The organism is Streptomyces sp. NPDC057137 (genome assembly GCF_042670825.1).
Taxonomy (GTDB): Bacteria; Actinomycetota; Actinomycetes; order Streptomycetales; family Streptomycetaceae; genus Streptomyces.
The window spans coordinates 43,346-55,171 of the sequence record NZ_JBHUUW010000015.1 but is presented as its reverse complement, the minus strand read 5'-3'; the positions used below and the strand labels follow the sequence as shown (position 1 = coordinate 55,171).

Annotated in this window: 8 protein-coding genes; 6 read left to right on the top strand and 2 right to left on the bottom strand. The window is 73.2% G+C overall.

Annotation, left to right across the window (positions count from 1 at the left end; all coding sequences use genetic code 11):
• Nucleotides 1-11 precede the first annotated feature (11 nt).
• Nucleotides 12-548, top strand: a complete 537-nt coding sequence (locus tag ACFT9I_RS15345; RefSeq protein ID WP_382564395.1) for an HNH endonuclease — start codon at nucleotides 12-14, stop codon at nucleotides 546-548.
• 105 nt (nucleotides 549-653) lie between these two features.
• Here the strand turns inward: ACFT9I_RS15345 and ACFT9I_RS15340 are convergent, their stop codons facing one another.
• The gene (locus ACFT9I_RS15340; protein ID WP_382564393.1) at nucleotides 654-3,674 is read right to left on the bottom strand and encodes a beta-N-acetylglucosaminidase domain-containing protein; all 3,021 of its coding nucleotides are present in this window, start codon (nucleotides 3,672-3,674) and stop codon (nucleotides 654-656) included.
• Between the two features lie 259 nt (nucleotides 3,675-3,933).
• On the opposite strand from ACFT9I_RS15340, the gene ACFT9I_RS15335 reads away from it, so the two are divergent.
• The 5 genes from ACFT9I_RS15335 to alc all read left to right on the top strand — a co-directional run bounded on the left by ACFT9I_RS15335 (nucleotide 3,934) and on the right by alc (nucleotide 8,956).
• On the top strand, nucleotides 3,934-4,191 hold the full coding sequence (locus tag ACFT9I_RS15335) for a hypothetical protein (protein ID WP_382564391.1): 258 nt from the start codon (nucleotides 3,934-3,936) through the stop codon (nucleotides 4,189-4,191).
• Nucleotides 4,192-6,348 carry a 4-alpha-glucanotransferase gene (malQ, locus tag ACFT9I_RS15330; RefSeq protein WP_382564389.1) on the top strand — a complete coding sequence of 719 codons (2,157 nt, stop codon included), beginning with the start codon at nucleotides 4,192-4,194 and terminating at the stop codon, nucleotides 6,346-6,348.
• A 58-nt stretch (nucleotides 6,349-6,406) separates the two neighbouring features.
• Nucleotides 6,407-6,643 (top strand): hypothetical protein, encoded by a 237-nt coding sequence (locus ACFT9I_RS15325; RefSeq protein WP_382564388.1) that lies wholly within the window; start codon nucleotides 6,407-6,409, stop codon nucleotides 6,641-6,643.
• Nucleotides 6,644-6,785: 142 nt separating this feature from the next.
• Nucleotides 6,786-7,709, top strand: a complete 924-nt coding sequence (locus tag ACFT9I_RS15320; RefSeq protein WP_382564386.1) for a LysR substrate-binding domain-containing protein — start codon at nucleotides 6,786-6,788, stop codon at nucleotides 7,707-7,709.
• 59 nt (nucleotides 7,710-7,768) lie between these two features.
• Nucleotides 7,769-8,956, top strand: coding sequence for an allantoicase (alc, locus tag ACFT9I_RS15315; RefSeq protein WP_382564385.1), 1,188 nt, complete (start codon nucleotides 7,769-7,771; stop codon nucleotides 8,954-8,956).
• A gap of 122 nt (nucleotides 8,957-9,078) precedes the next feature.
• Here the strand turns inward: alc and pepN are convergent, their stop codons facing one another.
• Nucleotides 9,079-11,649 carry an aminopeptidase N gene (gene pepN / locus ACFT9I_RS15310; protein ID WP_382564383.1) on the bottom strand — a complete coding sequence of 857 codons (2,571 nt, stop codon included), beginning with the start codon at nucleotides 11,647-11,649 and terminating at the stop codon, nucleotides 9,079-9,081.
• Nucleotides 11,650-11,826 lie beyond the last annotated feature (177 nt).

Genomic DNA, 11,826 nt, shown 5'->3' with positions numbered 1-11,826 from the left:
CTGGAGGCACCGTGCCACATGTCCTGGTCCTCAACGCGTCGTACGAGCCGCTCGGCGTCGTACCGCTCCGTCGCGCGCTCGTCCTCGTTCTGGAGAACAAGGCCATCTGCCTCGAGGAATCCGGCGCCTTCCTGCACAGCGAGACCCAGGTGCTGCCCGCACCCAGTGTCGTACGGCTCAAACGGTTCGTACGGGTCCCCTACCGGGGGCCCGTTCCGCTGACCCGTCGTGCGCTCTTCGCCAGGGACGGCGGGCGCTGTATGTACTGCGGCAGCGTCGCCACCAGCGTCGACCACGTCATCCCGCGCAGCCGGGGCGGGAAGCACGTGTGGGACAACGTGGTGGCCGCGTGCCGCCGCTGCAACCACGTCAAGGCGGACCGGCATCTGCGCGAGCTGGGGTGGAGACTGCGGCACCAGCCCGCGCCGCCGTCCGGGCTCGCCTGGCGGATCATCGGGACCGGACACCGGGATCCGCGCTGGATGCCGTATCTGCAACCCTTCGGCGCCGAGGACGCGGTGGCCCGGATCGACGGCATTTCTGCCTAGGATCCGGGCCTTCGTCGTGTCCGGGCCTCCGTCGTGCCGGGGCGTGGTGCGGTGCCGCCCGGTGGCCGGTCTGTACGCCGGTCCGACCTCGACCGGCGCACCGGCTCACTTCGGCGGCGCCGGCTCCGTCACCGCGTACGCCTCCACCGACCACAGCGAGTAACCGAACTCCGTCCCTCGCCGCTCGCCCTGGATCCGGATGAAGCGGGTGTCCTTCGCGTCCATCCGGACCGATTCGGTTCCGCCCCTGCCGTCCGCCACCCGCGCCGCGTCACGCCACACACGCCCGTCGGCCGACACCTGGATCCGGTAGGCGCTCGCGTAGGCGTCCTGCCAGTTCAGGATCACCCGGCCCACCCGGGCCGGCTCCGCCAGCTCCACCTGCCACCACGCGCCGTCCTCGACCGGTGACGACCAGCGCGTCGCCGGGTCCCCGTCGGCCGCCGCGGCGGCCGGGAACGCGGGCGTCTCGTCGCCCGACGAGGAGACCGTCGCCGTCGGTGTCCTCAGGAGGTCGGGTCCGCCGGTACGCGGCGAGGCCCGCACGGTCAGGGTGCGCTCCTCACCGCCGAACGACAGCGGGACGCGGTAGCTCCCCGCGGGGGTGCCCTCGGGAACGGTGATCCGGACCGGGACGGTCGTACGGACGCCGCGCGGCACCGTCACCCGCTTCGGCAGCGTGATCTCTATGCCGTCCGGGGCCTTCGCCGTCAGCGGGCCGCTGATCGCGCCGGGGCGCTGCGCCTCCAGCTCCGCCTCGACCGTCTCCGTCTTCCCGCCGATCTCGGCGTCCGTCACGCTCCGGGCGAGATCGAGCCGTACGCGCGGCTCGTCGGTGTACCACGGCACGACCCGCCGCACCGCCGGCGCCGTCGTACCCGGTACGCGGGGCCAGCTGATCCGTACGGCGTCGGCGCGCAGCCCCTTCGCGTCCGTCTGCGTCCAGCCCGACTGCGACACGGGGCCGAGCCGCTTCCAGCCCTCGCCCGGGACATGCGCCTCCACCGAGGCGCCGTCGCCCGTGCCCGGCTCCGTCATGGTCGTGATCACGCCGACGGGGCGGGTGCGGCCGACCCCGACGGTGTACGCGTCGGTGCTCCGGCTGGCGCGGGCCTCCGGGCCGGCCGAGCGGTCGGCGCCCGTCCAGGCCGCCGACTCCTTGGCCGCGCGGTCGAGGAACGGGTCGAGCACGCCCTCGCCGACGGTGACCGTGCTCCGGTCGGCCGCCTCCCGCAGCGGTTCGAGGGCGAGCGACGCCTGCCAGGCGGCGTCGCCGTCACCGCGCGACTGCGCCTGGAGCATGTCGACCGACAGCTCACCGGCCCGCCCGTAGCGCGCCAACTGCTCGCTCCACGGCCGTACTTCGTCGTCCAGCCGGCCCTCGGCCGTGCGGGACAGCCGCTCCGGCGTCTCCCGCATCACGGAGAAGGCCGCCCGCAGGCGCTTCGCCGCCGCGTCCCTGGCCGCCGGGTCCTTCGCGGCCTCCGCGTCCGTACGGCTGCGCCAGAACTCCTTCAACAGAGGCCGCAGATACGCCGACTCCGTCGGACTCAGGATCGACGAGGACTCGTTCCCGGCGAGCGCGCCGATCGCCTCGCGCGCCTCGGGATCGCCGTCCGCGAGATCGTCCATCGCCGCCTGCCAGGACTCCTGCGGCCGGTAACCGCGCGGGTTCCAGGCGTAGTCGGCGGCCGTGAACAGCGGGATACGGGCCGCGGACGGCTGCTCCATCGCGTTGGCGAGCAGCGCGGCCGAGCCGGAGGCGACGGCGGGCTCGCGGCCCGTGTAGGGGCCGAGGAAGATGCGTCCCTGCTCGTAGTCGTTGACCGGGTAGTTGTCCATCGTCACCAGCGGGTGCTTGAACGCCTCGCGCGCACCGGCCAGTTCACCTCCGGTGATGGTGCGCGGCACGACCCCGACACCCGTCCACGCGACCTGGACCCGGCCGTCGAGGTCACCGGCGAGCGCCGTGCGGTACTCGGTGGTGCCGTCCTGGAAGTACTCCGTCGGCATCACGGTCAGCGGCTCGCCGCCCGGGTGCCGCCGCGCGAGATGCCCGGCCACCGCGTTCGCGACGCGCGCCTGCGCCTTCGCGGCGGCGCCGGGACCCGAACCGAAGGTGTCCCGGTCCTCCTCGCAGTGCCACTCGCTGTAACTCACGTCCTGGAACTGGAGCTGGAAGGCGCGCACACCCAGCGCCCACATGGCGTCGACCTTGCGGTTGAGCGCCTTGACGTCGTCCTGGGACGTCATGCACATGGCCTGCGCCGGGGCCACGGCCCATGCGAGCGTCACATGGTTGCGTCCCGCGCGCTCGGCCAGGTCGCGGAACTCGGCCCGCTGCCCGGCCGGGTAGGGCTCGCGCCAGCGCGCCTGGCGGAAGGCGTCGTCACCCGGCGCGTAGAGGTAGCGGTTCTGCTTGGTCCGCCCCATGAAGTCCAGCTGCGCCAGCCGCTCCTGATGGCCCCAGGGTTCCCCGTAGAAACCCTCGGTCATGCCGCGTACGGCCGTGCCCGGCCAGTCGCGCACCAGGACGCCGGGGACCGTCGCCCGGTCCGGTGCGCCGCCGATCAGCTGGCGAAGGGTCTGGGCGGCGTGGAAGAGGCCGTCGTCGCCGACCCCGTCGAGCGCGATCGTCCCGCGGCCCGCGACGGTGCCCACGGCGATCCGGTAGCCGCCGGAGGGGAGATCGGTCCGCTCGGGTGCCCGCAGGGCCCTGAGGGCGCTCCGGGCGCCGCTGCCGCCCGCGAGAACGACCGGGCCGCCGCCCGGCGGCGGCGCGGCGGGAGGGCGGCCGGAGACGGGCGGGGCGGTGGTGCGCACCGTACGGACCCCGGCCTCGCGCAGCGCGTCCCTCAGGGCGTCGAGGGCGTACTGATCCGTGTCCTCGGCCGCGACGACGGTGACCTCGTCACCGAGGGTGACGGCGTTGCCCGCCGCCTTGAGCGACTGGGGACGGGGCCAGACGGCGGGCAGTTCCGCCTCGCCCTCCCCGTCGGGTGTGCTGGCGGCGGGGGAACCCGGGTCGGCGGGTGCCGCCGTCGCGCCGGGTGCCGTGCCGAGAAGTCCGCCGATCACGGCGACGGCGACAGCTGTCGCCGTCCGTTGTCTGCGCCCGAGTTGCACGCCCCTGCTCCCCTCGTGGCTCCCTGAATTCCCGTCCGTCCGGCCGATCGGCGTCGAGCCCACCACCCTGGGGTGAAGGTGTCAATGCGCGTGGCCGCTATGCCGTTTTTCACCCGTTGTGATAGGCAGGGGGATCAACTCCCGCTCGGGGAACGCAGCGTGACCGGGGCACGTTTACCGGACCAGTACGTCTGCGGCCGTGCCGACTGGGTAGGGCTGCTGTGTCCCGTTGATCCGAGTCGTCCTTGGAGGCGCCACCATGGCCGCATCCGCACAGCTGCTTCTCTCCGCCCTTTCCAAACAGGCGGTTCCTGGTGACCCGATCGGTGAGGAACCCCTCGCCGTCACCCTGCCCGGACCGCTGACCGGCGACGTCCCGGGCCCGCTCACCAGCGAACCGCCCCTCGCCGACGCCGCACCGCTCACCAGCGAGCCCCCGCTCGCCGACGCCGCACCACTCACCAGCGAGCCGACCGCGCCCGGTACGGCCGGTGGCACGGAGTTCTCAGGAGTCTGAATGGGCCGCCTGGCCACGCTCGCGGCGCTGCACGGTGTCGCCACCGTCCACTCACCCGGCCCCGACGTCGCCGTCCCGGTCCCCGACGAGACGGTCGTCGCGGTGCTCGCCGCGCTGGGCGTCGACGCGTCCACGGACGAGGCCGTCCAGGACGCGCTGACCCGCGCCGAGTCCGCGGCCGCGAGCCGCCTGCTGCCGCCCACCGTGGTCGTGTGGACCACTCCGGACCCCGGAACCTCCGGGGCCGTCCTGCCGCCCGCGCTTCCGCGGGCGCTGGCCGATCTGCCGCCGGGCACGGGGCTGCGGGTCGAGACGGAGCGGGGCGACACGGTCGAGTGGCCGTCGCTCGACGCGCCGCCTACGGACGCGGCCGCCCCGGGCCCCGTGTCCGCCGCCCCCGAGGGCCGCTCCTGGCCCGATCTGCCGCTCGGGGTGCACCGGCTCGCCGCCGTCGCCGCCGACGGCCGTACGGCGGGCGCCGTGCTCGTCGTCGCCCCGCGCGAGGTGCCGCAGCCCCCGCCCCGTACGCACGGCTTCCTCGTCCAGCTCTACTCCCTGCTGTCCACCCGCTCCTGGGGCATGGGCGACCTCGGCGACCTCGCCGAACTCGCCACCTGGTCCGGCCGCGAGCTGGGCGCCGGATTCGTCCAGATCAACCCGTTGCACGCCGCCGTCCCCGGCGACCCGACCGACCCCTCGCCGTACCGCCCCTCCTCGCGCCGCTTCCCCGACCCCGTCCATCTGCGGGTCGAGGCCGTCCCCGAGTACGCGTACGTCACCGGCCAGGGGATCGCGCTGCTCGACGGGCTGCTGGAGCGGGCCGCCGGTCTGCGCGCCGCGGTCCTCGACAAGGGCGCGCTGATCGACCGCGACGCCGTGTGGCAGCTCAAGCGTGAAGCCCTGGAGATCGTGCGCGAGGTCCCGCTCGGCCCCGGCCGCCGCGCCGCCTACCACCACTTCCTGGCCGAGCAGGGCCAGGCCCTGGAGGACCACGCGACCTGGTGCGCCCTCGCCGAGGTGCACGGCTCCGAATGGCGCGCCTGGCCGTCGGGGCTGCGCGACCCGCGCTCCGCCGAGACCGGCCGGGCACGGCACGAACTGATCGACCGCGTCGACTTCCACAGCTGGCTGGCCTGGCTCACCGACGAACAGCTCGCGGCGGCCGGCCGCGCCGCGAGGGACGCGGGCATGGCCGTCGGCATCGTCCACGACCTCGCGGTCGGTGTGCATCCCGACGGCGCCGACGCCTGGGCGCAGCGCGACGCGTTCGCCGAGGGCATGTCCGTGGGCGCCCCGCCGGACGCCTTCAACGCCAACGGCCAGGACTGGGGGCTGCCGCCCTGGCGCCCCGACGTCCTCGCCGCCTCCGGCTTCGCTCCGTACCGAGGACTGCTCCGCGGTCTGCTGACCCACGCGGGCGCCCTGCGGATCGACCATGTGATGGGCCTGTTCCGGCTCTGGTGGGTCCCGGCCGGCGCGGATCCCACCCGGGGCACATATGTGCGGTACGACGCCGAGGCGATGCTCGCCGTCCTCGTCCTGGAGGCGTACCGCGCGGGCGCCGTCGTCATAGGGGAGGACCTCGGCACGGTCGAGCCCGGCGTACGGGAGGAGCTGCACCGCCGCGGGGTGCTCGGCACCTCCGTGCTCTGGTTCGAGCGCGACTGGGAGGGCACGGGCCGCCCGTTGGCCCCCGAGAGCTGGCGCGAGGACTGCGTCGCCACCGCCACCACCCACGACCTGCCGTCCACCGCCGCGCGCCTCACCGGTGAACACGTGGAGCTGCGGCACCGGCTGGGGCTGCTCGGCCGCCCGCTGGCGGAGGAGCAGCGCGAGGAGTCCGCCGAGGTCGCCGACTGGCTCGGCACGCTCACCCGGCTCGGCCTGCTGCCGGCCGACGGGGGCGACGAGGAGGAGCAGATCCGCGCGGTCTACCGCTTCCTGCTGCGCACACCGGCCCGCATGGTCGGTGTCTGGCTGCCGGACGCGGTGGGTGACCGCAGGCCGCAGAATCTGCCGGGCACCTGGGACCAGTATCCGAACTGGCGGCTGCCGGTCGCCGATGCGGAGGGCCGGCCGATGACGCTGGAGGAGCTGGCCGCCTCGCCCCGACTGCACGGCCTGATGAGCGTATTGCGGCCCTCTGTAGTGAATTGACACCTTGTACGGGACCCCCGGGCGCACGCACGCCCCACGCGTTCGCTACGTTGGCACCGTGGACAAGAAGAACGCCCTGCGCGCCGGCGCTGTCATGGCCGGAACGACGCTGATGATGCTGCTCATGTCGTCTCCCGTGCTCGCCGCCAACCGCGACGACGGCGACGACCCGGGACCGGGCCTGAGCGTCGGGGAGACCCTCGGTCTGTACGTGGCGGCGCCGCTGGTGCTGTTCGCGGTGATCGCCGGTCTGGTGATGGTCCTCGACAAGTCCAAGAAGGAGCACCGGGTCTGACGACCCCTCTCCTTGGGAGGCGCCGCGTGGCACAGGTGTGCCGTGCGGCGCCTTTCTGTCTGCCCCGAATGTTCAGCCCCGCTGAATGAATTCACCCCGACCTTTCGATCGGCGGGGCTCTCGGCGTGGCAGGGTGGCGGGCATGACCGAGTGGGACGTCAAGAAGCTCCAGATCCTCAGGACGCTGCGCGAGCGCGGCACCGTCACCGCGACGGCCGAGGCGCTGCTGATGACCCCGTCGGCGGTGTCCCAGCAGCTCTCCAACCTGGCCAGGCAGCTCGGCGTACCGCTCCTCCAGGCGCAGGGCCGGCGCGTACGGCTGACCGACGCCGCGCACCTGGTGCTGCGGCACGCGGAGGTGGTCTTCGCCGAACTGGAACGCGCGGACGCGGAGTTGGCCGGCTATCTGCGCGGTGAGGCGGGCGAGGTGCGGGTCGGCGCGTTCTCGACGGCCGTGCCCGCGCTCGTCGTCCCGGCCGTGGAGCATCTGCGCGCGGTGGCCCCGGGGCTCGCGGTGCGGGTCAGGGAGGCGGAGGCGGCGCAGGCGTACGAGCTGCTGTCCGCCGGCGCGGTGGATCTGGCGCTGTCGCTGGCCGCCCACGCGCCGACCGCCCGCGACCCCCGGTTCACCCAGCTCCCGCTGCTCGTCGACCCGCTGGACGTCGCGCTGCCCGCCGGACACCGTCTCGCGGACGCGCCGGGACTGCGGCTGGCCGACCTGGCCCGCGAGCCGTGGATCTTCGGCGGCAGCGGCCCCTGGTCCGAGATCACGCTCGCCGCGTGCGAGGCGGCCGGGTTCGTGCCCGAACAGGCGCACAGCGCGGCCGGGTGGACCGCGATCCTCGCGATGGTCGACGCGGGCATGGGCGTCGCCCTCGTACCGAGGATGGCGGCGGCGGAGCAGCGCCGCGACGGGGTGGTGACCCGGGTCCTGAGCGCGGACCAGCCGCGTCGCCACGTGGTGGCGGCGGTACGGCGCGGGGCGGAGGGCGGCCCGGCGGTGGCGCGGGTGCTGGCGGCGCTGCGGGAGGCGGCGGAGGCGCGTACAACTGTTCAGCCCAAGTGAACGTACCTGTCGAAAACATTCGATGGACCGGGATGGTGGGCCGGGGTGACAGTCGGGACATGACTCCAGAAGCGCACCCGAACCCGAACACCCCGCACGACACCCACGAGGATCTGCACGAGGACCCGCACGCCAACGACGCCGCGCCGTACGGCGGAGGCGACCCGTACGCGGACTACCGCACCGGCGACTTCCCCTTCACCGAGCTGGTCGACCTCGCCGACCGGCGTCTGGGCGCCGGAGTCGTGGCCGCCAACGACGAGTTCTTCGCGCAGCGCGAGAACCTCCTCGTCCGCGAGCGCGCCGTCTTCGACCCCGAGCGCTTCGGCCACAAGGGCAAGATCATGGACGGCTGGGAGACCCGTCGCCGCCGCGGCGCGGACGCCGGCCACCCCTTCCCGGCCGCCGACGACCACGACTGGGCGATCGTCCGCCTCGGCGCGCCCGGCGTCGTGCGCGGGATCGTCGTCGACACGGCGCACTTCCGGGGGAACTACCCGCAGCGGATCTCCGTCCAGGCGACGTCGCTCGACGGCTCGCCGAGCCCCGAGGCGCTGCTCGCTCCCGGCGTGACCTGGGAGGAGCTGGTGCCGCCCACCCCCGTACGCGGACACGCGGCCAACGGCTTCACCGTCACGTCCGGCCGCCGCCACACCCATCTCCGCCTCCGGCTGCACCCCGACGGCGGCGTGGCGCGCCTGCGCGTCCACGGCGAGGTCGTGCCGGACCCCGAATGGCTCGAACTCCTGGGCACGATCGACCTGTTGTCGGTACTCAACGGCGGTACGTGCGACGACGCCTCCGACCGCTTCTACTCCTCGCCCACGCAGATCATCCTCCCGGGCACGTCCCGCAAGATGGACGACGGCTGGGAGAACCGGCGCAGGCGCGTGCGCGACACGAACGACTGGGTGCGGTTCCGGCTCGCCGCGCAGGGCCTGGTGCGCGCGGTGGAGATCGACACGGCGTATCTGAAGGGCAACTCGGCGGGCTGGATCGCGCTGCACGGCCGCGACGGCGAGAGCGGTGAGAGCGGTGAGAACGGGGAGTGGACGGAGCTGATTCCCCGCACCCGCCTCCAGCCGGACACCCCGCACCGGTTTGTCCTCCCGGCCCCGGCGGTGGTGACGCACGTCCGCCTGGACGCGTTCCCGGACGGCGGCGTCGCGCGGATGCGGCTGCACGGCTCACTGACGGAGGCGGGGGCGGCGGAGCTGCGCTCGCGCTACGAGAACGGGACGGCGTAACGGCGAAGTAGGCCGGGCCCGGAGTGAGCCGGGGCTCGGGGTGGACTCGGCGCCGAATGAGCCGGGGGCGGCCCCGAAGAGAGCCGCCCCCCCCAACTCCGTCATCTCACCTCAGCGCGTTGTCAGCCCGCCGCCGCGTCCGCCGCCTGGGCGCGCAGCGCGCGGTCCACGCCCGCCCGGGACTCCGACATCAGGCGGCGCAGCGCCGCGTTCGGGGAGGCCGAGGCCAGCCACGCGTCCGTCGCGTCCAGGGTCGGCTGCCCGACCTGGAGCGCGGGGTACAGACCCAGCGCGATCTGCTGCGCCATCTCGTGGCTGCGCGAGTCCCACACGCCCTTGACCGCGGCGAAGTACTTGTCCGTGTACGGCGCCAGCAGTTCCAGCTGGTCCGTCTGGACGAAGCCGCCGATGACCGCTTCCTGGAGGGCGTTCGGGAGCTTGTCGGACTCCACGACCGACGCCCACGCCTCGGCCTTCGCCTCCTCGGTCGGCCGCGCCGAGCGGGCCGCCGCGGCGTGCCGCTCGCCCGCCGCCGTACGGTCGCGCTCGTACTCCGCGGCGATCTCCTCCTCGTCGTACACCCCGACCGCCGCCAGCCGCTGGACGAACGCCCAGCGCAGCTCGGTGTCCACGGCGAGGCCCTCGACCGACTCCGTACCGTCCAACAGCCCCTGGAGCAGGTCCAGTTGCTGCGGCGTACGGGCGGTCGCCGCGAAGGCGCGGGCCCAGGCCAGCTGATGGTCGCTGCCCGCGTCCGCCGTCCGCAGATGCGCCAGCGTCGCCTCCGTCCACCGCGCGAGCCCCGCCTCGCGCCACTCCGGCGCCGCGTACAGGTCCAGCGCGAGCTTCACCTGGCGGTGCAGCGACTGCACGACACCGATGTCCGACTCCTTGGCGATGCCCGACAGGACCAGTGCCAGGTAGTCACGCGTGGCGAGTTCGCCGTCGCGCGTCATGTCCCACGCCGACGCCCAGCTCAGCGCGCGCGGCAGCGACTCCGTGAAGTCCCCCAGGTGCGCGGTGACGACCCGCAGCGACTCCTCGTCGAGGCGGACCTTCGCGTAGCTCAGGTCGTCGTCGTTGAGCAGGATGACCGCGGGGCGCGGTGTGTTCGCCGGGAACGGCACCCGCGTCAGTTCGCCGTCGACGTCCAGCTCGATCCGGCTCGTGCGGACCAGCTTGCCGTCCGTGTCCAGGTCGTAGCAGCCGATCGCGATGCGGTGCGGGCGCAGCACCGGCGTGCCCTTCGCGCCCGGGGGCAGCGCGGGCGCCTCCTGCCGTACGGCGAGGGAGGCCACGTGCCCCGCCTCGTCCAGCTCGATCTCCGGCCGCAGCACATTGATGCCGGCCGTCTCCAGCCACGCCTTCGACCAGGTCTTCAGATCACGCCCGGAGGTCTCCTCCAGCGCGCCCAGCAGATCGGAGAGGCGCGTGTTACCGAAGGCGTGCGCCTTGAAGTACGCCTGCACTCCCCGGAAGAACTCGTCCTGACCGACGTACGCGACGAGCTGCTTGAGGACGGAGGCGCCCTTCGCGTACGTGATCCCGTCGAAGTTGACGAGCACGTCGTCCAGGTCGGTGATCTCCGCCATGATCGGGTGCGTCGACGGGAGCTGGTCCTGCCGGTACGCCCAGGTCTTCATGGAGTTGGCGAACGTCGTCCACGACTGCGGCCACCGCGACTCCGGCGCGTGCGCGAGGCACGCGATCGAGGTGTACGTCGCGAACGACTCGTTCAGCCACAGGTCGTTCCACCACTCCATGGTGACCAGGTCGCCGAACCACATGTGCGCCAGCTCGTGCAGGATCGTCTCGGCGCGCGTCTCGTACGCCGCGTCCGTCACCTTCGAGCGGAAGACGTACTGGTCGCGGATGGTGACGGCGCCCGCGTTCTCCATCGCGCCCGCGTTGAACTCGGGCACGAACAGCTGGTCGTACTTGGCGAACGGGTACGCGTAGTCGAACTTCTCCTGGAACCAGTCGAAGCCGAGCCGCGTGACCTCGAAGATCGCGTCCGCGTCCAGGTACTCGGCGAGCGAGGGCCGGCAGTAGACGCCGAGCGGCACCGACTGGCCGTCCTTCTCGTACGTGCTGTGCACCGAGTGGTACGGACCGACGATCAGCGCGGTGATGTACGTCGAGATCCGCGGCGTGGGCTCGAAGCGCCACACGTTCGACTCGGGCTCCGGCGTGGGGGAGTTCGAGACGACGGTCCAGCCCTCGGGGGCCGTCACGGTGAACCGGAACGTCGCCTTGAGGTCCGGCTGCTCGAACGAGGCGAACACGCGCCGCGCGTCCGGCACCTCGAACTGCGTGTACAGATAAGCCTGTTGGTCGACCGGGTCGACGAACCGGTGCAGACCCTCGCCGGTGTTGGTGTACTCGCAGTCCGCGACCACCGTCAGCTCGTTCGCGCCCTGCCGCAGATGGGACAGCGCGATGCGCGAGTCCCGGAAGACCGCGGCCACGTCCAGGGGCTTGCCGTTCAGCACCACCTGGTGCACGGCGGGCGCCACCAGGTCGATGAAGGTCTCCGCCCCGGCTTCCGTGCTCTCGAAGCGCACGGTCGTGGCGGACCGGTAGGTCCCGCCCTCCTGCGCGCCGCTGAGATCGAGGTCGATCTCGTACGAGTCAACGGTGAGGAGGCGCGCCCGCTGCTGCGCCTCTTCACGGGTCAGATTTGTGCCAGGCACCCGGTCATCTCCTCGGATCGGTACGTTTTCGCCCATCCTTCCATGCGGACCCGGTCGGCCGCCCGGCAGTAATCAGGCTGCCCGGAGCCATCGCCGGAGCCGTCGCCCGAGCCTCCCCGGGCCGTACCGCGACGTCCGAAAACCGCCGGTCGGCGCGGCCCGACGGCGTGATGCTCG

Bases quoted from the DNA above. Each gene is read 5' to 3' on its own strand.
- ACFT9I_RS15335 (WP_382564391.1), top strand. From the start codon at position 3,934: ATGGCCGCATCCGCACAGCTGCTTCTCTCCGCCCTTTCCAAACAGGCG.
- malQ (WP_382564389.1), top strand. From the start codon at position 4,192: ATGGGCCGCCTGGCCACGCTCGCGGCGCTGCACGGTGTCGCCACCGTC.
- ACFT9I_RS15320 (WP_382564386.1), top strand. From the start codon at position 6,786: ATGACCGAGTGGGACGTCAAGAAGCTCCAGATCCTCAGGACGCTGCGC.
- alc (WP_382564385.1), top strand. From the start codon at position 7,769: ATGACTCCAGAAGCGCACCCGAACCCGAACACCCCGCACGACACCCAC.